We start from the raw sequence: 21828 nt of genomic DNA, 5'->3' as shown, positions 1-21828 counted from the left end.
CAGCCGCCTGCACCAAGTGGCCTCCTTATAGCACGCAGAACCGGCTTCTAATACGATTTGGCGCCGACGGCGTAGCGCATATGTCGGTTCAATGCACTGTGGTTCATATCTCTCCGCCCGCTGCGAGAAGCCCCTCGCCAGGCGCGCCCGCCGGCGAAGACTCACACCAGTGAACATCAGGGAACTTCAGGTGAAGGGGTGCGAGGCTGAGCAAGCCGCACCAAAACCCATACCAGCGCCACCGCCAGCCCGGCGTTGCGCGCCGCGACGAGCAGCACCGTGGCGGGCCGGAGGGCCACCAGCTCGAGGTACCGCGACGGGAACTCGAGCTGCGTCAGGAAGAGCACGACCACGAGCCAGGCGGCGAGCCCGGGCGCCTCCGGCGCGGCGAGCGCCACGGCGGGCAGGAGCCAGACGAGGAACTGGGGCGAGAGCACCTTGGCCGGCACGAGGAAGGCCAGCAGCGCGGCCAGCGCCACGAGCGCGAGGCGCCGTGGCGACGCCCGCAGCTCGGCGCGCCGCCGCCAGACCAGGCCGTACGTCCCGAGGAGGAGCGCGAGGGCCAGCGGCCCCGAGGCGCGCGCCAGGAGCCCCGCGCCGCGGGCGTCGATGAACTCCGACCCGAACGCTCGCCCGACCCGCGCCGGCTGCAGCCCGGCGAGGTGCGCGAGCAGGAGCGGCGTCCCCAGCGCGCTCTCCAGCTGGACCGGCCGGGCCCCGTGGAACTCGAAGACGCGGAGGACCGCGGCCCACGCGGTGGAGGGCCCTTCGACGGCGAAGGGGCCCAGCGCCGCCACCGCGAACGCGCCGAGGAGGGCGGCGCGCGAGCGCCGATCCGCCGCGAACAGCGCGGCGGCCGGCAGCAGGATGAGGGGGGTGAGCTTCAAGGCGGTGCCGAGGCCGAGCGCCAGCCCGGCGAGGACCCACCGCCGCGAGACGGTCGCCCAGAGCGCGCAGGCGAGGAGCGTCGCCACCACCGCGTCGAAGCGGTTCGCGACGACGGCGCCCAGCGCCAGGACCGAGAGCCCGTAGGTCGCGGCGACGGTCGCCACCCGGCGCTGGCCGGCCCAGAGCCGGGCGGCGGCGGCGGCGGTGACCACCGCGCCCACCGCCAGCGCCAGCAGCATCAGGAGAAAGAAGCAGGCGGCGTAGGCTTCGAGCTCCGCGGGGTGACCGGGGTACGCGAACAGGCGCAAGGCCAGCGGCGGGTACTCGGCCGGGAAGTCCAGGAACGGGCGGAGGCCGCGGTCCATCGCCGTCGCGTACGAGTGGTACAGGGGGATGTCGGAGATGTCGAACAGCCCGTACCAGAGGCCCGCGAAGCCGAGCACCGCCACGAGCAGGACGGCCGCGGGCACGTACAGGCCGAGGCCGATCGCGGGCGGGGCCCACCACGGGCCACGACGCTCGGGGCCGCCGCGGTCCTGAGCCCGCGCTCCGGCGGGCGCGCCGCGCGCCGTCACCTCCGTTCGCTCCTCCGTCCCGGCTCCCGTCATGCCGGGGAGCAACGTCGTACGAGTGCTCGTGACCCGTCAAGCAGCACGGGCGGCGGCGGCCCGCCGCAGGGCGCGTCCGCGGCCGCGTTGCCGTGGCGCGTCGCCCGCTCGCCTGGTACAGGTCGAAGGTGCAGCCCACCTCCCGCACCCTGCTCGCGAACGGCCTGCGCCACCACGTCCTCGAGTGGGACGGCGGCGGCCGCACCACCCTGCTCTGCCTCCACGGCTTCCTCGATCTGGCCTGGGCCTTCCACCAGGTCGCGCCCGCGCTGGCCGCGCGCGGCTACCACGTCGTCGCGCCCGACCTGCGCGGGCACGGCGAGACGGAGCGCGTCGGCGCGGGCGGCTACTACCACTTCATGGACTACCTGCTCGACGTGGCGGACCTCGCCGACGCCCTCGGGCGCGAGCGGCTGGCGCTGGTCGGGCACTCCATGGGCGGCTCCATCACCGGCTACTTCGCCGGCGCCTTCCCGGAGCGCGTCTGGCGGGGGGTGATCATGGAGGGCATCCGCATCCCCGAGGTGGCGCCCGAGTCGATGCCGCACCGGGTGGAGGAGTGGATCCACGGCGTGCGCCGCGCCCGGGCCCACGGCCAGAAGGTGTACCGCTCGCTCGAGGAGGCCGCGGCGCGCATCCGGCTGCACGACCCGCTCTGCCCGGAGGCGGAGGCGCGCTTCATCGCCGAGCGCGGCACGCGCCCGGTGCCGGGCGGCGTCGCCTGGCTCCACGACCCCCTCCACGTCACCCGCGCGCCGTACGCCTTCCGCACCGACCACGCCCGCGCCTTCTGGCAGGCGGCCCGCTGCCCGGTGCTGCTCGTGGAAGGCGCGCTCTCGGAGCGCGTCCCCATCGATTACCCGCAACGGCTCGCCGCCTTCCCCGACGCGCGCCGGGTGGTGGTGGAGGGCGCCGGCCACATGATGATGCGCCACCGGCCGGAGGCGGTGGCGCGGGTGGTGCTGGAGTTCCTCGAGGCGTAGCGCCGGGCCGGGCGCACGAGGTGGGTCGCTGTGATCCCGCCTCACCGGCGCTCTCGCCCCCACGCCGGGCCCGCGAAGGGCTACAATCGGCCGCCCCCTCGGCCCCCCGCGCTGCCTGGCGGCTGGCTCGCAGCAACGGCCGAGCACGGACCCGCGCCTCATGACCACCACGACGACCTGCCTTCGCTTCGCCCTGATCGCCGCCCTCGCCGGCGGCCTCGCCGCCGGGTGCAAGAGCGCCAGGCGCATCTCCGGCGACACGCACGAGGAGGCGCGCCCGAGCCTCTTCACCCACGAGAAGCACAGCAGCGTCGACTGCGTCGACTGCCACACCGAGATCGCGCAGGCGAAGCGGCTCGGCGAGGCGAAGCTGCCGCCGGTGTCGAAGTGCGAGGAGTGCCACCCGGACCTCGCGAACCCCACCGACGACACCACCCGCAACGCCGCGGCGGCCGCCGCGTCGCTCGCCCACCGCCCGGCGCGCGACTACCAGCTCACCTTCGACCACGAAGGCCACCTCAAGCGGCTCCAGGCGAAGGATGTGAACCAGGCCTGCGCCCGGTGCCACAAGGACCTGCCCGAGGCCGGGGTGGTCCGCGACGTCACGCCGACCATGGCGACCTGCACCTCCTGTCACCACCACCAGCAGGACGTGGCCCTGGCGAGGTGCTCGCCCTGCCACGTGAGCCTGCGCCGCTACCCGCTGAAGCCCATCGAGGCGCTGGCGGCCATATCGCACCAGGGCAACTGGATCCGCGGCCACGGCGGCGCCGCCAAGAACGGCGCCGAAACCTGCGCCCAGTGCCACGACCAGACCTACTGCGCGACCTGCCACACGGCCGCGACCGTGCCCTTCCGCCCCGAGATCCGCTTCCCCGAGCGCGTCGAGGCCGACTTCATCCACCGCGGCGACTACGTCTCGCGCCACCAGATGGAGGCCGCGGCCGACCCGGCCAGCTGCCGCAAGTGCCACGGCTCCTTCTTCTGCGACAGCTGCCACCGGGCGCAGAACCTCTCCTCGAACCTCGTCGCCGGCGGTAACCCGAACAACCCGCACCCGCTCGGCTGGGCCAACGACAAGAGCAAGGGCTCCGCGTTCCACGGCAATGCCGCGCGCAACAACATCATCGCCTGCGCCGGCTGCCACGATCAGGGCGCGGCCTCGATCTGCACCACCTGCCACCGCTCCTTCGGCCCCGGCCAGCCGGGTCTCGGCGGCAATCCGCACCCGGGCGACTTCCGCCTGAAGCACAGCCGCGCCGACATCCGGAAGAACGGGATGTGCCTGGCCTGCCACACGGCCGGGTGAGCGCGCGGGCGCGCCTCCCGGCGCGCCCGCCAGGCTTCAGGGCACCAGCACGGCCGCGCCGCGGATCCTTCCGCCGCGCAGCCGCGCCAGCGCCTCGCTCGCCTCCGCGAGCGGGAACGTCTCCACCTCGGTCCGCAGCGGGATCGCGGGCGCGAGCGCCAGGAGCTCGTCTCCGTCCCGCCGGGTGAGGTTCGCCACCGAGCAGACGGTCCGCTCGCCCCAGAGGAGCGCGTACGGGAAGGACGGGATGTCGCTCATGTGGATCCCGGCGCAGACCACGGTGCCGCCCTTCGTCACGGCGGCGAGCGCGAGCGGCACGAGCGCGCCGACGGGCGCGAACAGAATCGCGGCGTCGAGCGGCCGGGGCGGCCGAGCGGTGGAGTCGCCCGCCCAGGCGGCGCCCAGCTCGCGCGCGAACGCCTGTCCGGCCTCGTCGCCGGGCCGCGTGAAGGCGAACACCTCCTGGCCGGCGTGGCGCGCGACCTGCACCGCCAGGTGGGCGGCGGCGCCGAAGCCGTACAGCCCGAGCCGCCGCGCGCCGCGCGCGAGCCGCCAGGCGCGGTAGCCGATGAGGCCGGCGCAGAGCAGCGGCGCGGCCTCCGCGTCGCTGGGCCCGGGCGCGAGCGGGAAGCAGTAGCGCGCGTCGGCGACCATCGCCTCCGCGTACCCGCCGTCGAGGGTGTAGCCGGTGAAGCGCGCCCGGTCGCACAGGTTCTCGCGGCCGGACCGGCAGTACTCGCAGGCGCCGCAGGTCCAGCCCAGCCAGGGGACGCCGACGCGCGCGCCCAGGGCGAACCCCTGCACGCCCTCCCCCAGCGCCTCCACCAGGCCGACCACCTCGTGCCCCGGGACGACCGGCCGGCCGAGGTCGGGCAGCTCGCCGTCCACGACGTGCAGGTCGGTGCGGCAGACCCCGCAGGCGCGGACGCGGACGCGGAGCTGTCCCGGGCCGGGCGTGGGGAGCGGCAGGTCGCGCAGCCGGAGCGGCTGGCCGGGACGGTCGAGGACCATGGCGCGCATGGGGGAAGTGTAGCCGGCGCGGGAGGGCCGCGCGTCACGGCGGCTCGGGCGCGAGCTGGTGGAGCCCATCCGCGATGGCGAGGCACAGGTTCGCCACCAGGTCCGGCCGCGCGTTCACCGCGTACAGCCGGGGCGCCACCTCCCAGCAGTCGCGCTGGAGGCGCCGCGGCGGCCCGGACCGGCCAGCGGCCTCGAGCAGCATGGGCAGCACCTTGTCCGGGAGCCGGAGCGCGGTGTCCACGGCGAAGAGGGAGAGGTGGGGCCGGAGCGACCGCACCCGCCGCAGGAAGGCCGCCACCTCGGCGGGCATGAGGTGCTTCGGCGGCGACGACTTGAGCTCGACGTAGACGAGCTTCCCCTCCACCGCGGCCACCACGTCGAGGTCGCCCCCCACGCCCGGCGCGCCGGAGCGGACGCAGGCGGCCACGTCCGCCGCGAGCCGCCGCCGCAGCTCGCGCGCCACCCACCACTCGAGCGTGCCCCCGAAGCTGCGCGCCCGCCAGCGCAGGCGCACGAGGCCGCCGTCCACGCGGGCGGCGAGGCCGAGGTCCACGAGCTCCTCGGCGGCGCGCTCCGCCTGCGCCGGGGTGAGGTACCGCGTCACCTCGGCCGGCCGGAAGGGCCCCTGGCCCGCGATCGCCCCGCGCAGGAAGAGGCGGAATCCGTAGTGGCCGAGCCGCGCCGCGAGCGCGTCGGCCAGCGCCCCGTCGAGCTCGCGGGGGAACGGGACGTCGGGCCGCGCGACCCGCGGGCGCAGCCCTCGCCGCGCCAGCATGGCGAGCGCCTCGTTTCCAGCGGCCCCGGCCGCGGCCGCGGGCGCGGCGGGAGCCGCCGGCCGGGCCGCCGCCTCGAGCTCCAGCTCCCTGGCCCCCCGCCGCGGCGCCATGCCAGGAGCATAGTCGGGGTTGACCTGACCGGCCCCGGCGCTGTTTCTTGCTCCTCGATGGCCCGCGGCCCCGTCGACCTCGCCCGCCGCTGCGCGCGGTGCCTCTTCCCGCCCGAGGCGTGCCTCTGCCCCGACGTCCGCCCGGTCGCGACGCGCACGCGGTTCCTCGTCCTGCGCCACGCGAGCGAGCTCAACCGCCCCACCAACTCCGGCCGCTGGGCGGCGCTCGCGCTGCCGGGCCTGCGCCTCGTCGACTACGCCCTGCCCGGCGAGGAGCCGGACCTCTCGGCGCTGGCGGAGCCGGGCACGGTGGTGCTCTTCCCCTCCCCTCACCCCGCGCCGCTCGTCCCGCCGCCGCGGCAGGTGGTGGTGCTCGACGCCACCTGGGCCCAGGCGCGCCGCATGATCCAGCGCGTCCCGGCGCTCCAGACCCTGCCCAGGCTGGCGCTCCCGGAGCGCGCCGCCGCCGGCGGGGCCGACCCCATCCGTCGCCCGACGGTCGCGGGCGGGCGCTGCACCCTCGAGGCGATGGCGGGGGCGCTCCACCTGCTCGGCGAGGCCGAGGCGGCACGCGCGCTCGACGCGCTCCACGCCGCCGCGCTGGAGCGGAGCTGGCGGCTCCGGCGCCCCTCCGCGGGCCCGGCGGCGAGGTGCGCGTGAGCTACGCCCCGGCGCGCTGGCTCCCCGGCCCGCACCTCATGACCATCTTCGCCCGCCTCGCGCGCGGGCCGGCCGGCCTCGCGCCGCGGCGCGAGCGCTGGGAGCTCGACGACGGCGACTTCCTCGACGTGGACCGGCACGGCGAGCCGGGGGCGCCGGCGGTGGTGATCCTGCACGGCCTGGAGGGCTCGAGCCGGGCGCCCTACGTCCTGCGCCTCGTCGCCGCGTGCGCGGCTCGCGGGCTCTCCAGCGTGGCGGTGAACTTCCGCGGCTGCTCGGGCGAGCGCAACCGCCTGCCGCGCCTCTACCACTCCGGCGAGACGACGGACCTCGACCGGGTGGTGGCGCGGCTCGTCGCGGAGCGCCCCGGGCGCCCGCTCGGCGTGGCGGGCTTCTCCCTCGGCGGCAACGTGGTCGCGAAGTGGCTGGGCGAGGGCGGCGAGCGCCTCCCCCCCGAGGTGCGCGCCGGCGCCGTCATCTCCGTGCCCTTCGACCTCGCCCGCTGCGCCGACGCCATCGACGGCTCGGGCGGCATGGCGCGGCTCTACCGGGCGCGCTTCCTCCGCACGCTCCGGGCGAAGGCGCTGGACAAGACGCGGCGGTTCGAGGGGCTCCCCTTCACCGCCGCCGAGGTGCGCGCCTGCGACACGTTCGCTCGCTTCGACGACGCCGTCACCTCGCGCCTCCACGGGTTCGCGGGCGCGCGCGACTACTGGACGCGCTGCTCGTCCGGCCGCGCGCTCCCCGGGCTCGCGCGGCCGCTCCTCGCCATCGCCGCGGAGGACGACCCCATCGTGCCGCGCGAGAGCCTGCCGCTCGAGGTCGCGCGCCACACCCCGGCGCTCAGGCTCGAGACCTACCCGGCGGGCGGCCACGTCGGCTTCGTCTCGGGCCGGCCCTGGCGTTTCGAGTTCTTCGCCGAGGCGCGCGCCGCGACCTTCCTGGACGAGGCGCTTCGCCGTTGACAACCGCCCGGACCGGGCGCATCCATCGGGCCACGGAGAGGGAGACGACATGCCCGTCAGCAAGAAGCGGAAGAAGGCCGGCAAGCCGGTGCAGCGCCAGGCCCCGTCGAGCGGCGCCCAGGCGTCGACCGAGCACCCCGAGGGACACCCGTCGCACCCGGTCATGAAGGCGGGCAAGCCGAAGAACCCGTTCGTCGCGCACCAGCCCGCGGCCCGCAGCAGCCAGCGCGGCCGGTGAGCCGCCCCGCCGGCGTCAGCCCCGTCGTCTAGGCTGCGCGCCGCATGCCTCCTGACGCCAGGTTCGTCGCCTTCTGCGACGGCTCCGCCCTCGTGAACCCCGGCGGCCCGGGAGGCACCGGGTTCGTGGTGGTCGACCGCGCCTGTCACGCGCTCCGCTTCGGCGGCACGCGCTGGGAGGTGGACGGGCCATACCCCATCACCAACAACCGGATGGAGCTGCGCGCCGCGCTCGAGGCGCTCGACGGCCTCCCCGCGGCGGCCGGCATCGAGGTCGTCTCCGACTCGCGCTACGTCGTCGACGCGATGACGAAGTGGATCCACGGCTGGCGCAAGAAGAGCTGGGTCACCTCGTCCGGCAGCCCGGTGCTGAACCGGGATCTCATCGAGGCGCTCGACGCGCGCTCCCGGGAGCTGGGCGTCCAGTATCGCTGGGTGCGCGGCCACGACGGGCACGCGGTGAACGAGATCGTCGACCAGCTGGCGCAGGGCGCGGCGCGCGGGTCGGGCCAGCCCGAGCGGGCCGCGGTGGTGAGCGCGCTGCGCTCGCTGGGGCTGCTCCGCTGAGCTGAGCGCACCCTCCCCTCACCGGCCGCGCCCGCCGTGACACGCACGTGACAGCGGGCGCGCAGCATGGTGGACATGAGCAGCCAGGCCCTCCCCGCGCGCGAGAAGCCGCTCCTGCGCGGCGTCTCGCACGAGATCGCGGCGTTCGCCGCGGCGGCCGGCGCGCTGGCCCTGGTCCGCGCCGCCCCGACGCCGCGCGCCGCGCTGGCGGCGGCGGTCTACGGGGTGACGCTCACGGCGCTGTTCGCGGTGAGCGCGCTCTACCACCGCCCCACCTGGCGGCCGCCGGCGCGCGCCTTCATGCGGCGCCTCGACCACTCGGCCATCTTCCTGCTCATCGCCGGCACCTACACCCCGTTCTGCCTCCTGCTGGGCGGGAGCCGCGGCCTCTGGCTGCTGGTGGCGGTCTGGGCGGGGGCCGCGCTCGGGGTCGTGCAGGCGGTGTTCTGGCTCCACGCGCCGAAGGCGCTCCTGGCGGCGCTGTGCGTCGGGCTCGGCTGGATCATCTTCCCGCTCCTCCCGGAGCTGCGGGCGGCGGTCGGGCTCGGCGGCGTCCTGCTGCTCCTCGCCGGCGGCCTCGCGTACACCGCCGGCGCAGCCGTCTACGCCCTCCGGCGCCCCGATCCCGCGCCGCGCGTGTTCGGGTACCACGAGGTGTTCCACGCGCTGGTGGTGATCGCGGCGGTGTGCCACTACGTCGTGGTGGCGGGGGCGGTGGTGGCGCTGCGGTAGCTGGCGAACGCGGCAGCGCGACCCCTCGGGCTCCGCCCCGGTCAGAACCTCCCGTGCTTCAGGAGGTCGCGCTTCGACACCGTCCCGATGAGGCGGTGCTGGTCGTCCACCACCGGCAGCCGCTCCAGGTCGGCCTCGGCGAAGCGGGCGGCGACCTCGGCCAGGGTCATGTGGCTGGTGATGGGCGCCGCGCCCTCGTCCATCACGTCGGCGGCGACGATCATGGACAGCAGCGCCTCGTCCGAGATGGTGCCCTTGAGCGCGTCGAGCGCCAGGATCCCGAGCAGCTCGCCCCCCGGCCCCACGACGTACAGGTCGTGCCCGGGCGGCAGCGCGAGCAGGCGCGGCAAGAGCGTCCGGAAGGGCGTCTCGGGGCCGCACCGCTCGGCGTCGCGCGAGAGGAGCGCCGAGACCGGCGTCGCGCGCAGCCACTCCGGGCGCGGCAGCTCCGGCAGCTTCACCCCGCGGCGCTGCAGCGGGGCGGTGTAGAGCGAGTCGGGCTCGATCGCGCGGCTCGTCGCCGCCGCCACCGCCGACGAGAGCATGAGCGGCAGGATGACGCCGTAGTCGCCGGTGAGCTCGAAGATGATGAGCACCGCCGAGACCGCCGCGTGGGTCGTGCCCGCCAGCACCCCCGCCATGCCCACCAGCGCGAACGCCCCCGGCGCGGCGTGCAGCGACGGGAAGGCCCGCTGCAGGAGCTCGCCCAGCCCGCCTCCGAGGAGCGCGCCGTAGAAGAGCGAGGGCGTGAAGAGGCCGCCCGGCACCCCGGCCCCGGCGCAGAGCGCGCTCGCCGCGAGCTTCAGGAACGGCAGCGCCAGCAGGAGCGCCAGCGGCACCTCGCCCAGCAGCGCCGACTTGACCGTGTCGTAGCCGTTGCCGAGGAGGTCCGGGAAGCGGACCGCGACCAGGCCCAGGAGCGCCATGGCGAGCGGGGGGAGGAGCCGCGCCGGCCCGGGCTTCACGCGGTAGAGCTGCACCTCCACCCAGCCCATAACCTTCACGAACACCGCCGCGGCGAGGCCGAGCACCGGCGCGAGCAGGAGCCCCACCAGCACCTCGCGCGGGCGCATGAGCTCGTACGCGGGGATGACGTAGCTCGGCGAGGGCCCCTGGGCGATGCGCGCGATGATGGTGGCGGTCACGCAGCTCACCACCACCGGGCCGAACAGCTCGAGCGCGAAGCTGCCGAGGAGCACCTCCAGCCCGAAGAGCGCGCCGCCGATCGGCACGTTGTAGGCGGCCGCCAGCCCGGAGGCGGCCCCGCAGGCGACGAGGAGGCGCGCCTGGCGGCGCGTCACGCCGAAGCGGTCGGCGAGCCAGGAGCCGGCCGCGGCGCCGGTCTGCAGGAGCGCGCCCTCTCGCCCCAGGGAGGCGCCCATCCCCACCGACACGATGGCCAGGGCGCCGCGCAGGAGCGCGCGGCCGAGCTGCAGCCGTCCCTGGTGGACCCAGATGGCCTCGATGATGCCGGAGGTGCCGTGCCCGCCGAGGCGCCGCTTCACTCCCAGCATCGCCAGGAGCACGAGCAGCCCGCCGAGCGTCGGCACGATCACCCGCCGGGCGGGCGACGCGTGCTGGAACGCGGCCAGGAAGGTGGGCCCGCCGTCCCAGGCGAGCCGCTTCACCAGCGCGAGCAGCTCGAGGAGCGCCACCGCCCCCAGCCCCGAGATGACGCCGGTGGCGACCACGAGGAGCCAGAACCGCTGCGCGACCCCGGGGAGCTGCCCCAGGAACTCGCGGACCGAACGGTAGAAGACCGGCTGCTCGGCAGCCGTCCCGTTGGCCGGATCGTCCGGCGTTCTGGTGTCGCGGCGGAACACCGTGGGTGCCTGGTCGAGCGCCCGCGCAGGGCGCGCTCGCACCTCGGAAGGTAAGCCGCGCGGAGGCCCGGCGCGCCTTCCGAGAGGTGCTCAGCGCGCGCTTTCGTAACGGCGCAGGGACGGGGCGAGCAGCGCGGTGGCGGCCACCGCGACGACGCACAGGAGCCCGCCCGACGCCACCGAGACGCGCGCCCCGAACGCGCGCGCCACCGCCCCGGCCTCGACCTCGCCGAGCTGCGGGCCGCCGGCGAAGAAGATCATGTTGATGGACGTCATCCTGCCGCGCAGCGCGTCGGGCGTGAGGAGCTGCCGCAGCGTCTGGCGGATCACCATGCTCACCGTGTCGGCCGCGCCCGAGGCGGCGAGCGCGAGCAGCGAGAGCGGGAACCAGCGCGAGGCGCCGAACACCGCCACCGCGAGGCCGTAGGCCGCCACCGAGACGAGCACCGCCAGGCCCTGGCGCCGCGGCACGCCCCGGGAGGAGAGGACCAGCCCGGCCAGGGCGGCGCCGGCCGGCTGCGCCGCGTAGAGCAGCCCCAGCCCGCGCGGCCCGACCGCCAGGAGCTGGTCGGCGAAGATCGGCATGAGCAGCATCGACCCGCCGAAGAAGGTGGCGACGAAGTCGAGCAGCATGGTGGTGCGGATGATGGGGGCGCGCCGCATGAAGCGCAGGCCCTCCAGCACCGCCGAGAGCCCCACCGCCGCGCCGCTCCGCGGCGGCGCCCGGTGGCGCATGGCGAGGAGCGCGCCGATCACCGCCAGGAAGGAGGCGGCGTCGAGGGCGTAGATGGGCACGACGCCGGTCCAGGCCAGCACCACCCCGCCCACCGCCGGTCCCACCACGGTCGCGATCTGCCAGACGAACGCGGAGAGCGCCAGCGCCGACGGCAGGTCCTCGCGCGGCACCAGCAGCGGGAGCAGCGCCTGCCGCGCGGGGCCGTCGAAGGCGGCGGCCGCCCCGGTGAGCGCGGCGGCGGCGTAGAGCGCCCAGGCGCCGGCGGCGCCGGTGGCCGAGAGCACCGCCAGCGCCACCGAGACGAGCGCCAGGGTGGACTGGGTCGCGATCATGAGGCGGCGCCGGTCGAAGACGTCGGCCACCACCCCGCCCCCCAGCGCGAACACGATGAGCGGGAGGACGCGGAAGAGCCCGAGCAGCCCGAGCGCCCAGGGCGAGCGGGTGAACAGGTAGAGCTGCCACACCACCGCCACCTGCTGCATCTGGGTGCCGGTGAGCGAGACGAGCTGGCCACCGAGGAGCAGCGCGAGGTCGCGGTGGCGGAGCGCGGGGAAGCGGGCGGTCAGCGAGGAGGGCGCGCCGCGCCCCGGGTCGTGGCTCACGCCTGCACCGCCTCCGGCGTCGCGGCGCGCGGCCGCCGCGTGACCCACACCATGGCCGCCAGCACCGCGATCCCCGCCACGGTGAGCGCGGCGTCGGCGGCCAGCGCGCCGCGGGCGCCGAGGTGGCGGAACTCGGAGGCCCACCCGTCGAGCGCGGTCACGTAGGAGCCGGCCAGGTTCGCCACCGCGATGAAGAGGGTGTACTTCGTCGCGGCCGCCACGCTGTGGCCCACCATCTCCAGCACGAAGGCGGCCAGCGCCGCGAAGGAGATCCCGGTCGCGAAGTTGTAGAGGAGCGTGCCCCAGGTGTAGGTGGCCGGGGTCATCGGCCCGGCCATCATGGCGAGGGCGCTCGCGGCGATGAGGACGCCCGAGATGGCGTAGGCGATGCGCCGGTTCATCCGGTCGGCGAGCCACCCGCCCAGGAACGAGCCGCCCGCGCCCACCAGGCCGCCCCAGAGCCCGTTGACCATCGCCACCACGTCCTCGCTGGCGCCGTACTCCGGCGCCATGGCGCTGAAGATGTTGGTGAGCGCCCCGGCCCCCACCGGCACGGCGCAGATGACGATGCCGGTCCAGCCCTCGCGGCTCCGCACCATCCCCCACAGGTCCCGCCCGATGGCCGCGAGGCTGCGGCCCGCCGCGGCGAGGAGCCGGGCGCCGGGCGCGGACGCGGCGGCGCGCGGCTCGTGGATGAAGAGCGCCGCGACCGCCGACCCGGCGGTGAGCGCCGCCAGGGCCCCGCCCGCCACGCCGACCGAGCTGTACTTCGAGACCCACAGCACGAGCGCGCCGAGCACGTTCGTGCCGCCGACGTTGCCCGCCATGCGCCAGGCCGCGGCGGCGCCCTTGCGCTCGGGCGCGGTGGTGATGGCCATGAGCCCGTCCGCGGCGGCGCAGGCGGTGGTGGCGGCGACGTTGGCGGCGAACGCCAGCGCGGTGAAGGCGCCGAGGTGCGCCTCGGGCGCGGGCAGGAGCGCCAGCGCGCCGAGCAGCGCGGCGCTGAGCAGGCTGGTCGCGGCGAACCAGGCGCGCCGGCGCGCCCCCAGGTCGAGCAGCGGCGCCCACAGGAACTTGAAGGCGTGCGGCGCGAGCGCCGTGGCGCTCATGGCCCCGATGGCGACGAGCGACACCCCCCGCGTCGCGAGCCAGAACGGCGCCGCGATGGTGACGTAGCCGATGGCGGCCGCGAAGGGCAGGATGGTGAGCGAGAAGATCCAGGGGGGCGAGGGGCGGGCTTCGGTCACGGCCGGAATCTACCCCGAACCCCCCGCCGGACCTACCGCGCCGCGAGCCACCGGGCGACGGCCGGACCGAGGCGCTCCCACAGCGCGACGTCCTGGCGCATCCGCTCCAGGGTCTGGGCGATGGCCTGCCGCGCCGCCGGGACCGGGTGCGCGGCGAAGAACGCGGTCGCCTCCTCCAGGTGGCGGCGCTCGGGGAGCTGGCCCACCGCCTCCACCACCCGGCGGAGCAGCATGGGGGCGCCGCCGACGCGCTGCTGCACCGCGTCCCAGCGCTGCCGCAGCGCGCCCCAGAAGCCCTCGCGCGCGGTGCGGTTCGCGAGCAGCGCGCCCATGTACGAGGCCGCGTCCTGGAGCGGGATCTCGTCGCCGAAGGCGAGCGCCTCGGCGCGCGCCGCCAGCGCCGGGTCCTCGAAGAGCGCCAGGCCGGTCAGGTAGCGGCGCTTGAGGGCCGGGTCCGGCTCGACCTTGAAGCGCGCGCGCAGCGCCTCGAACCGGCGCTCGTCGCCCGCCCGCGCCGCCATCGCCACCGCCGCGTCGTGCAGGTTCGGCTCGAGGGCGGCGGCGTCGCCGCCGAGGAACCGGTCGAGGCGGCGCGCCCCCTCCGCCACCGCCGCCGGCTCGCGCGCCACCAGCGCCAGCGCGCGCAGCAGGGCGGCGCGCCGCATGCGCAAGGCGTCGGGCTCGCCCGGCGCGGGATCCCAGCCGGCGCGGGCGAAGGCGGGGCCGACCAGGTTCGCCACGAAGCGCTGGAAGCGCTGGCGGACCGGCTCGTCGGCGAGGCGCGCCTCGAGGCCCGCCAGCCGCCCGACGAGCTCGTCGAGGACGGCGTAGTCCTCCTCCCCGCCGAAGGCCGCCAGCAGGTCGAGGAAGTCGGCCGGCTCGCGCGCGCCGGCGCGGACGAGCGCCCACTGGTCGGCGATGAGCCCGATGCGCTCGGAGGGCGCCAGCCGAGGCAGGTGGCGCGCCAGCGCGGCCGCCGACGCGGCGTCGTAGGCGACGCGGTAGAAGCCGGTCGAGCCCCCGTTGGCGACGAGCCAGCGCACCTCGCCCTCGCCCGGGAGCGTGAGCTCGCCCGCCGCGCCGCGCAGGAGGTGGCGCGCCTCCTTCACCCCGCCCGCGTCCTCGTACCGCAGCACGAGCGGCACTGGCCAGCGCTCGCCGGCTTCGGCCACGCCCGGCTCCGAGTAGAACCTCCGCTGGCCCAGCGCCACCCGGCGCCCCTCGCGCCGCACCTCCACCACCGGGTAGCCGGGCCCTCCGATCCACGCGTCGGCCAGCTCCGGCACCGGCTGGCCCGAGGCCTCCGCCAGCGCCGCCCACAGCTGGCCGGCCACCGCGTTCGCCTTCGCGTGGCGCCGCATGTAGAGGCGGATGCCGTCGCGGAACGGGCCCTCGCCCAGGTACCCCTCGATCATCCGGAGCACCGCGCCGCCCTTCTCGTAGGTGATGACGTCGAAGCTCTCGGTCATGTCCTCGGGGTTCTTCACCTCGGCCCGGACCGGGTGCGTCGAGCGGAGCGCGTCGAGGTGGAGCGCGGCCGCCTTGCCGGCGTCGAAGTCGAGCCAGACCCGCCACTCCGGCCGCCAGCCGTCGACGATCTTGGCCGCCATCCAGGTGGCGAACGACTCGTTCAGCCACAGGTCGTCCCACCACTGCATGGTGACCCAGTTGCCGAACCACTGGTGCGCCAGCTCGTGGGTGATGACCTCGGCGACGCGCTTCTTCACCGGCAGCGCGGCGGTGGCGGGGTCGAGCAGGAGCGCCGCCTCGCGGTAGGTGACGAGGCCGGCGTTCTCCATCGCGCCCGCCTCGAACTCCGGCACGCCCACCTGGTCGAGCTTCCCGAAGGCGTAGGGGAGGCCGAAGTAGTCCTCCAGGCGCGGGAGCACCTCGAGCGCGACCTCCTGCGCGAAGGCGGTCAGCGCGAGCTTCTCCGGGACGGCCCAGGTCCGCACCGGGACGCCGCGCGCCGCGCCGGCCGGCCGCGCCTCGAGGGCGCCGCAGGCGAGCGCGACGAGGTAGGTGGGGAGCGGCGGCGTCTCGCGGAAGGCGACGCGCTGCCGGCCGGCCGCCTCGGTGGTCCGCTCCGGCGCGCCGTTCGAGAGGAGCGCCAGCCCGGCGGGCGCCTCGACGGTGAGCGCCCAGGGCGCCTTGAAGCCCGGCTCGTCGAAGCACGGGAAGACGCGGCGGGCGTCGGCCGCCTCGAACTGCGTCACCGCCACCCCCGCGGCCTGGTAGAGCCCCCGCAGGCCGTCGCTGACGTGGCCGTTCCAGGCGAGCTCGAGCGTCGCCGCGCCGGCCGGCGCCGGCCGTTCGAGGACGAGCCGGACCGTCTCGCTGGCCGGCGCGGGCACCACCCGCACCGCCCGCGGGCCGTCGGCGGTCCGGAGCTCGGCGCGCGTGAGGTCGAGCGCCGCCGCGTGCAGCACGAGCTCGCCGGTGGGCGCCGCCAGCTCGAGCCCGACCTGACCCTCGCCCGCGAAGACGCGCCGCCCGGGGTCGAGCGAGAGCGTCAGCTGGTAGCGGGCGGGGCGGACGGAGGTGGGGAGGCGGTAGTTGCGGTCGTCGGTGGCGTGGGGCACGGGCGCTCCGGGGGGGGAGAGGGGGTGGAGGGGAGGACCCCGCGCCCTACCCGCTCTTCCCGCGCTTACCGTACTCCTTGTCGAGGTAGAGCGCGGCGCCGGGGCGCTCGCCGACGAGCCGGAGCTTGTCGACGATCTCCTGGGCCGCGGCCTCCTCCTCGACCTGCTCGCCCACGAACCACTGCAGGAAGACCTGCGCCGCCGTGTCCTTCCCGGCCAGCGCCGCCTGATAGAGCCCGTGGATCCGCCGCGTGACCTGCTGCTCGTGCGCCAGCACCGCCTCGAAGACCTGCGTGATGGTGCCGAACTCGCGCGGCGGCGCCGCCACCGCGGCGAAGCTGGGGTGGCCGCCGCGGTCGAGCACGTAGTCCACGAACTTGCGCGCGTGCTCGAGCTCCTCGCCGTGCTGGACGCGCAGCCAGCGACCGAAGCCCTTGTAGGCCTTGGTGTCGCACCAGGCGCCCATCGCCAGGTACAGGTACGCCGAGTACACCTCCTGCGAGGCGTGCTCGGAGAGCGCCTCCTGCATCTCGGGAGAGATCATGGCGGGGGCTTAACCGCCCCCGGGGTCAGGCGCACGTGAGGTACTGGACGCTGAACCAGGCGCGGTGGTCGGTCCACACCGACTCGGAGCGCCACCCCGCCAGCGCAGCCAGCACGGCGAACTCGCGCAGGTCGTACTTGTACGAGGACTCCGTCCAGATGCTCTCGCCCTCGTCGAAGCGGAACGCCTCGCCGCCCACGTGGACCGTCTGCTCCCGGGTGGAGACGAGGTGCATCTCCATCCGCCCTTGCCGCTCGTCCCAGCGCGCCTCGTGGCGGAAGCTGTCGAGGCGGAAGTCGGCCCCGAGCTCGCGGTTGGCGCGCACCAGCACGTTGAGGTCGAACGACGCCGTCACCCCCTGCGCGTCGTCGTAGGCGCGCTCCAGCACGTCACGCTCCTTGCGCAGGTCCACGCCGAGGAGTAACCCGCCGCCGGGGCCGCACTGGCGGGCCACCGAGGCCAGGAACCCGACCATCTCGGGCTTGTGGAAGTTGCCGATGGTGGAGCCGGGGAAGTAGACGCAGCGCCGCCCCGCGGCGACGCCGTCCAGCGGGAGCAGGAGCGGCTTCGTGAAGTCGCCGCAGACCGGCAGCACCGGGAGCTGCGGGAAGGCGCGCGCCAGCCGGTCGCTGGCCTCGGTCAGCGCCGGGCCCGAGATGTCGACCGGCACGTAGGCGGCCGGCCGGAGGTGCTGCAGGAGCAGCCGCGTCTTGAGGCTCGACCCCGAGCCGTACTCGACGAGCGCGCAGTCCGGTCCCAGCAGCGCCGCCATCTCCCGCGCGTGGTGCTCCATGATCGCGAGCTCGACCCGCGTCGGGTAGTACTCCTCGAGCTGGCAGATGCGCTCGAACAGCGCCGACCCGCGCGCGTCGTAGAGCCACTTGCAGGGGAGCTCCTTCTGCGCGCGGGCGAGGCCGCACAGGACGTCCTCCAGGAACTCGGCGCGGCTCTCGCGGGCGAGCGGGCGGACCTCGAACAGCCCCTCGGTGGTGGTCAGCATCGGCGCGCCTCCCGGCACAGGCGGAGGCCCGAGAACTGCCAGCGGGCCTCCGGGTAGAAGAAGTTGCGGTAGGTGGGGCGCACGTGCCCGGCCGGCGTGGCGCAGGAGCCCCCGCGCAGCACGAGCTGGTTCACCATGAACTTGCCGTTGTACTCGCCGAGCGCGCCGGGGGCGGGGCGGTACCCCGGATACGCCGCGTACGCGCTCGCCGTCCACTCCCAGACGTCGCCCAGGAGCTGGGCCGGGCGCTGCTCCCCCGCCGCCGCCGGGTGGTAGCGACCGCCGTCGGCCAGCGCCCCGTCCTCGGCGGCGCCCCTCGCGACCACCTCCCACTCCGCCTCGGTGGGGAGCCGCGCCCCCGCCCAGCGGGCGTAGGCGTCCGCCTCGTAGTACGACAGGTGGACCACCGGCTCGGCGGGATCGAGCGGCCGCGGCCCGTGGAGGGTGAACACGCTCCAGCCCGCGCCGTCGCGCTCCCAGTACAGCGGCGCCTCCCAGCCGGCCCGGGCCGCCGCGGCGAAGCCGTCGGAGAGCCACAGCCCGGGGCGGCGGTAGCCGCCGTCCTCGAGGAAGCCGAGGTACTCGCCGCAGGTCACCGCCCGCGAGGCGAGCGCGAAGGGCTCGAGCCACGCCCGGTGCCGCGGCCCCTCGTTGTCGAAGGCGAAGCCGCCGCCGCCGTGCCCGAGCTCGCACAGGCCGCCCTCGTGCTCCACCCAGGCGAGCCGCGGCGCGGACCGGCGCGACGGCGCGAGCGGCGGCGCGTAGGCCGGGCGGAGCGGGTTCTCCGAGAAGGCGTGCTTGATGTCGGTGAGGAGCAGCTCCTGGTGCTGCTGCTCGTGGTGGAGGCCGACCTCCAGCACCGCCGCGCCCTCCGGATCGAGCCCGCGCTCGAGGAGCGCCAGCACGCGATCGTCCACCTGGCGCCGGTAGGCGCGCACCTCGGGGAGCGGCGGCCGCGTCAGGAGGCCGCGCTTGGCGCGCGCGTGGCGCGGGCCGACGGTGTCGTAGTAGGAGTTGAAGAGGAACCCGTACTTCGGGTGGAACGGCTCGAACCCAGGCTCGCGCGGCCCGAGGAGGAACGTCTCGAAGAACCAGGTGGTGTGCGCGAGGTGCCACTTGGCGGGGCTCGCGTCGGGCATCGACTGCACCACCATGTCCTCCGGCCCGAGCGGCGCGCAGAGCGCCTCCGTGCGGGCCCGCACCGCGCGATAGCGCGCCGCGGCCGGCGTACCCGGAGCGGGCGACGGGCGGGCGGGCGGCGCGTGGCTCGGCTGGGCGGAGGCGTCCATCGCTCCCCGCAAGCTGCGGTGCCTCAGCCGGCCTCGCAACCGGCCGCCGGTCTGGGTCCGCCTGGGAGGGGGCCCGCCCGGGCGCACCTCGCCACGGGGCTTTTGCGAGGGCGATCCGGGCGGTTCCCCGCTGACCCTCCGCGCGCTCGCGCGGGACGGCTTAAGAGAGGGCATGCGCGTCCTCGTCACCGGAGCGACCGGCTACATCGGGGGGTCGCTCGTGCCGCGCCTCCTCGAGGCGGGGCACCAGGTCCGGGTGCTCGCGCGCGACCCGGCGCGGGTGGCGGGACGCCGCTGGGCTCCCCAGGTGGAGATCGCGCGCGGCGACGTGCTCGCGCCCGAGACGCTGCGGCCCGCGCTGGCCGGCTGCGACGCGGCCTACTACCTCGTCCACAGCATGGGCCCGCACGCGCGCTTCGACGAGCGCGATCGCGCGGCCGCGGGACACTTCGCGGAGGCGGCCGAGGCGGCCCGGCTCGGCCGGATCGTGTACCTGGGGGCGCTCGGCGACGAGCGCGGGCCGCTCTCCGAGCACCTCGCCTCGCGCCACGCCACCGGCCACCGGCTGCGTGAGGGCGCGGTGCCGGTCGCCGAGCTGCGCGCGGCCATCGTGGTGGGCGCGGGCTCGATCTCCTTCGAGATGGTGCGCTGCCTCACCGAGCGGCTCCCCGTCATGATCTGCCCGCGGTGGGTGTTCCAGCGGGTCCAGCCCATCGCCGTCCGGGACGTGCTCGCCTACCTCGTCGCCGCCCTGACCTCGCCGGCGGCCGCCGGCCGCGTGATCGAGATCGGCGGCGCCGACGCCCTCACCTACCGCGAGCTCATGCTGGGCTATGCGGCGCTGCGCGGGCTGCGGCGCGTCCTCGTGCCCGTGCCGGTGCTCTCGCCGGGCCTCTCCTCGCACTGGGTCCACTGGATGACCCCGGTACCGCGGGGGCTGGCGCGGCCGCTCATCGAGGGGCTGCGGAGCGAGGTGGTGGTGCGCGACGACCTGGCCCGGCGGCTCTTCCCGGAGATCGTCCCGCTCGGCTACCGCGAGGCCCTCGCCGAGGCGCTCTCCGGGCTCGACCGGGGCGACGTCCAGGCGAGCTGGAGCGACGCGCTCGCCACCAGCCAGGGCGACCGCGCGCCGGTGACGCTGGCGCAGGGCGCGGGGCTCATCGTCGAGCGGCGCCAGCGCGAGGTGGCGGCGGCGCCGGCGGACGTGTTCCGCGCCTTCTCCGGCCTGGGGGGCGACCGGGGCTGGCTGTACGCGGGCTGGGCGTGGCGGCTCCGCGGCGCGCTCGACCGCCTCCTCGGCGGGGTGGGCCTGCGCCGCGGCCGGCGGGATCGCGACGAGCTGCGCGCCGGCGACGCCCTCGACTTCTGGCGCGTGGAGGAGGTCCAGCCGGCCCGGCTCCTGCGGCTGCGCGCCGAGATGAAGGTGCCCGGCCGGGCCTGGTTGCAGTTCGAGGTCCACCCGGCGGCCGGCGGGGCGACGCGGCTGGTGCAGACCGCCTTCTTCGCGCCGCGGGGCCTCGCCGGCCTCGCCTACTGGTACCTGCTCTACCCCATCCACGCCCTCATCTTCCGTCACCTGATCGAGCGCGTCGGCGCGAGCGCCAGCGCGGCGGCCGCGGAGCGCCCCGGGTGAAGGTGCCCACCGCGCGCCTCCGCGCCCTGAACGCCGCCCCGCTCCGGCCGGACGGTCGGTACGTGGTGTACTGGATGGTCGCCGCGCGGCGCGCCTCGCACTCTTTCGCGCTCGACCGGGCGATCGGGCTCGCGCGCGAGCTCGCGCGGCCGCTCGTCGTGCTGGAGGCGCTCCGGGCCGGGTACCCGCACGCGAGCGACCGGCTGCACCGCTTCGTCCTGCAGGGGATGGCCGAGCAGGCCGCCGCCTTCGCCCGCGCTCGCGTCGTCTACCACCCCTACGTCGAGGCGCGCGCGGGCGACGGCCGGGGGCTCCTCGAGGCGCTCGCGGCGGAGGCCTGCGCGGTCGTCACCGACGACTTCCCCACCTTCTTCCTCCCGCGCATGCTCGCCGCCGCCGGGGCGAGGCTCGCGGTACGCCTGGAGGCGGTGGACGGGAACGGGCTCCTCCCGGTGGCGGCGGCGACGCGCGTCTTCCCCACCGCCCACGCGTTCCGCCGCTTCCTGCAGTCCGAGCTGCCGGAGCACCTCACCGCCTCCCCCTCCCCCCACCCCTTCCGCGGCCAGCCGCTGCCGGAGGCGCCGCCGCTCCCGCCCGAGCTCCTCCGCCGCTGGCCCGCGGCGACCCCGGCGCTCCTCGCCGGCGACGCCGCCCACTTGGCGCGGCTCCCCATCGACCACGCGGTGCCACCCTCGCCCATCCCCGGCGGGACCCGCGCGGCGAGGGCCGCCCTGCGCCGGTTCGTCGAGGAGCGGCTCGCGCGCTACGCCCGGGATCGCAACCACCCGGACCTCGACGCCGGCAGCGGCCTCTCGCCGTGGCTCCACTTCGGGCACCTCTCGGCCCACGAGGTCTTCCGCGCCGTCGCCGAGGCGGAGCGATGGACCCCCGCGCGGCTCGGCGCGCGCCCCCGGGGCCAGCGGGAGGGGTGGTGGGGGACGAGCCCCTCGGCCGAGGCTTTCCTCGACCAGCTCGTCACCTGGCGCGAGCTCGGCTTCAACATGGCCGCGAAGCGCGAGGACCACGCGGCGTACGGCTCCTTGCCGGGCTGGGCGCGCGCGACGCTCGCGAAGCACGCCGCCGACCCGCGGCCGGCCGTGTACGGCCGGGCCGCGCTGGAGGAGGCGCGCACCGGCGACCCGCTCTGGAACGCCGCCCAGCGCCAGCTCCGCGGCGAGGGGCGCATCCACGGCTACCTGCGCATGCTGTGGGGAAAGAAGATCCTCGAGTGGTCCCGCTCGCCGGAGGAGGCGCTCGAGACGGCCGTGGCGCTGAACGACCGCTGGGCGCTCGACGGCCGCGACCCGTGCTCGTACGCGGGCATCCTGTGGTGCTTCGGCCGCTACGACCGGCCGTGGGGCCCGGAGCGGCCCGTCTTCGGGACGGTGCGCTACATGACGAGCGCGAACACGGCGCGCAAGCTGCGGCTCGCGCGGTACCTCGCGCGCTGGGGCGAGGACCGGGCCCCGGCCGAGCCGAGGGCGGGCCCCGAGCCCCGGGGTTGATCCCGGTCCGTC

The 21828-nt window shown here is 76.2% G+C and carries 19 protein-coding genes; 9 read left to right on the top strand and 10 right to left on the bottom strand.

All coding sequences use genetic code 11. The features are described from left to right. Positions 1-176: 176 nt before the first annotated feature. Positions 177-1463, bottom strand: coding sequence for a glycosyltransferase 87 family protein (locus HWY08_RS08950; protein ID WP_176064536.1), 1287 nt, complete (start codon positions 1461-1463; stop codon positions 177-179). Positions 1464-1624: 161 nt separating this feature from the next. On the opposite strand from HWY08_RS08950, the gene HWY08_RS08945 reads away from it, so the two are divergent. Together HWY08_RS08945 and HWY08_RS08940 are read left to right on the top strand one after the other, a co-directional pair. After that, positions 1625-2479: an alpha/beta fold hydrolase gene (locus HWY08_RS08945; RefSeq protein ID WP_176064535.1), complete on the top strand. Its 855-nt coding sequence runs from the start codon at positions 1625-1627 to the stop codon at positions 2477-2479. Between the two features lie 160 nt (positions 2480-2639). Further along, positions 2640-3788, top strand: a complete 1149-nt coding sequence (locus tag HWY08_RS08940; protein ID WP_235969538.1) for a multiheme c-type cytochrome — start codon at positions 2640-2642, stop codon at positions 3786-3788. A 36-nt stretch (positions 3789-3824) separates the two neighbouring features. Here the strand turns inward: HWY08_RS08940 and HWY08_RS08935 are convergent, their stop codons facing one another. Both HWY08_RS08935 and HWY08_RS08930 read right to left on the bottom strand, forming a co-directional pair. Beyond that, positions 3825-4808, bottom strand: coding sequence for a zinc-dependent alcohol dehydrogenase family protein (locus tag HWY08_RS08935; RefSeq protein WP_176064534.1), 984 nt, complete (start codon positions 4806-4808; stop codon positions 3825-3827). 34 nt (positions 4809-4842) lie between these two features. Beyond that, positions 4843-5694: a hypothetical protein gene (locus HWY08_RS08930; RefSeq protein ID WP_176064533.1), complete on the bottom strand. Its 852-nt coding sequence runs from the start codon at positions 5692-5694 to the stop codon at positions 4843-4845. Between the two features lie 57 nt (positions 5695-5751). On the opposite strand from HWY08_RS08930, the gene HWY08_RS08925 reads away from it, so the two are divergent. The 5 genes from HWY08_RS08925 (at position 5752) to trhA (ending at position 8855) form a co-directional block, all read left to right on the top strand. Beyond that, complete coding sequence (locus HWY08_RS08925; RefSeq protein WP_176064532.1) at positions 5752-6354, top strand: tRNA-uridine aminocarboxypropyltransferase; 603 nt, start codon at positions 5752-5754, stop codon at positions 6352-6354. Further along, a complete protein-coding gene (locus HWY08_RS08920; RefSeq protein WP_235969537.1) occupies positions 6351-7319 on the top strand; it encodes a YheT family hydrolase in 969 nt (322 codons plus the stop codon). The genes HWY08_RS08925 and HWY08_RS08920 overlap by 4 nt, the downstream gene beginning before the upstream one ends. 49 nt (positions 7320-7368) lie before the next feature. Beyond that, a complete protein-coding gene (locus tag HWY08_RS08915) occupies positions 7369-7557 on the top strand; it encodes a hypothetical protein (RefSeq protein ID WP_176064531.1) in 189 nt (62 codons plus the stop codon). A 44-nt stretch (positions 7558-7601) separates the two neighbouring features. Then, complete coding sequence (locus HWY08_RS08910; protein ID WP_176064530.1) at positions 7602-8123, top strand: ribonuclease H family protein; 522 nt, start codon at positions 7602-7604, stop codon at positions 8121-8123. A 75-nt stretch (positions 8124-8198) separates the two neighbouring features. Next, positions 8199-8855 (top strand): PAQR family membrane homeostasis protein TrhA, encoded by a 657-nt coding sequence (gene trhA / locus HWY08_RS08905; RefSeq protein ID WP_235969536.1) that lies wholly within the window; start codon positions 8199-8201, stop codon positions 8853-8855. Positions 8856-8896: 41 nt separating this feature from the next. On the opposite strand, the gene HWY08_RS08900 is transcribed toward trhA, so the two are convergent. Genes HWY08_RS08900 through egtB form a run of 7 tightly spaced genes read right to left on the bottom strand, consistent with a single transcriptional unit; the run spans position 8897 to position 18678 of the window. Further along, a complete protein-coding gene (locus HWY08_RS08900; RefSeq protein ID WP_235969535.1) occupies positions 8897-10720 on the bottom strand; it encodes a chloride channel protein in 1824 nt (607 codons plus the stop codon). A gap of 48 nt (positions 10721-10768) precedes the next feature. Next, the gene (locus tag HWY08_RS08895) at positions 10769-12016 is read right to left on the bottom strand and encodes an MFS transporter (protein ID WP_209005142.1); all 1248 of its coding nucleotides are present in this window, start codon (positions 12014-12016) and stop codon (positions 10769-10771) included. Then, on the bottom strand, positions 12013-13263 hold the full coding sequence (locus HWY08_RS08890) for an MFS transporter (protein WP_235969534.1): 1251 nt from the start codon (positions 13261-13263) through the stop codon (positions 12013-12015). Before HWY08_RS08890 ends, HWY08_RS08895 begins: the two co-directional genes overlap by 4 nt. Positions 13264-13295: 32 nt before the next feature. Continuing rightward, positions 13296-15845 (bottom strand): M1 family metallopeptidase, encoded by a 2550-nt coding sequence (locus tag HWY08_RS08885; RefSeq protein WP_176064528.1) that lies wholly within the window; start codon positions 15843-15845, stop codon positions 13296-13298. A gap of 46 nt (positions 15846-15891) precedes the next feature. After that, complete coding sequence (locus HWY08_RS08880; RefSeq protein ID WP_176064527.1) at positions 15892-16389, bottom strand: ferritin; 498 nt, start codon at positions 16387-16389, stop codon at positions 15892-15894. Between the two features lie 25 nt (positions 16390-16414). After that, positions 16415-17389 (bottom strand): L-histidine N(alpha)-methyltransferase, encoded by a 975-nt coding sequence (egtD, locus tag HWY08_RS08875; protein ID WP_176064526.1) that lies wholly within the window; start codon positions 17387-17389, stop codon positions 16415-16417. Beyond that, a complete protein-coding gene (gene egtB / locus HWY08_RS08870) occupies positions 17383-18678 on the bottom strand; it encodes an ergothioneine biosynthesis protein EgtB (RefSeq protein ID WP_176064525.1) in 1296 nt (431 codons plus the stop codon). Before egtB ends, egtD begins: the two co-directional genes overlap by 7 nt. A gap of 172 nt (positions 18679-18850) precedes the next feature. Here egtB and HWY08_RS08865 point away from each other — a divergent pair, with 172 nt between their 5' ends. Together HWY08_RS08865 and HWY08_RS08860 are read left to right on the top strand one after the other, a co-directional pair. Beyond that, the gene (locus HWY08_RS08865) at positions 18851-20311 is read left to right on the top strand and encodes a DUF2867 domain-containing protein (protein ID WP_176064524.1); all 1461 of its coding nucleotides are present in this window, start codon (positions 18851-18853) and stop codon (positions 20309-20311) included. Continuing rightward, on the top strand, positions 20308-21816 hold the full coding sequence (locus tag HWY08_RS08860; RefSeq protein ID WP_176064523.1) for a cryptochrome/DNA photolyase family protein: 1509 nt from the start codon (positions 20308-20310) through the stop codon (positions 21814-21816). The genes HWY08_RS08865 and HWY08_RS08860 overlap by 4 nt, the downstream gene beginning before the upstream one ends. Positions 21817-21828: the final 12 nt, after the last annotated feature.

The organism is Anaeromyxobacter diazotrophicus (assembly GCF_013340205.1).
Lineage (GTDB): Bacteria > Myxococcota > Myxococcia > Myxococcales > Anaeromyxobacteraceae > Anaeromyxobacter_A > Anaeromyxobacter_A diazotrophicus.
Note: the sequence above shows the minus strand (reverse complement) of the source record. Positions and strands in the feature narration are given on the sequence as shown.

Coding starts and splice junctions, on each gene's coding strand:
- egtB (WP_176064525.1), bottom strand. CDS start 18,678: ATGGACGCCTCCGCCCAGCCGAGCCACGCGCCGCCCGCCCGCCCGTCG.
- HWY08_RS08915 (WP_176064531.1), top strand. CDS start 7,369: ATGCCCGTCAGCAAGAAGCGGAAGAAGGCCGGCAAGCCGGTGCAGCGC.
- HWY08_RS08940 (WP_235969538.1), top strand. CDS start 2,640: ATGACCACCACGACGACCTGCCTTCGCTTCGCCCTGATCGCCGCCCTC.
- trhA (WP_235969536.1), top strand. CDS start 8,199: ATGAGCAGCCAGGCCCTCCCCGCGCGCGAGAAGCCGCTCCTGCGCGGC.
- HWY08_RS08930 (WP_176064533.1), bottom strand. CDS start 5,694: ATGGCGCCGCGGCGGGGGGCCAGGGAGCTGGAGCTCGAGGCGGCGGCC.
- HWY08_RS08935 (WP_176064534.1), bottom strand. CDS start 4,808: ATGCGCGCCATGGTCCTCGACCGTCCCGGCCAGCCGCTCCGGCTGCGC.
- HWY08_RS08910 (WP_176064530.1), top strand. CDS start 7,602: ATGCCTCCTGACGCCAGGTTCGTCGCCTTCTGCGACGGCTCCGCCCTC.
- HWY08_RS08865 (WP_176064524.1), top strand. CDS start 18,851: ATGCGCGTCCTCGTCACCGGAGCGACCGGCTACATCGGGGGGTCGCTC.
- HWY08_RS08880 (WP_176064527.1), bottom strand. CDS start 16,389: ATGATCTCTCCCGAGATGCAGGAGGCGCTCTCCGAGCACGCCTCGCAG.
- egtD (WP_176064526.1), bottom strand. CDS start 17,389: ATGCTGACCACCACCGAGGGGCTGTTCGAGGTCCGCCCGCTCGCCCGC.
- HWY08_RS08925 (WP_176064532.1), top strand. CDS start 5,752: ATGGCCCGCGGCCCCGTCGACCTCGCCCGCCGCTGCGCGCGGTGCCTC.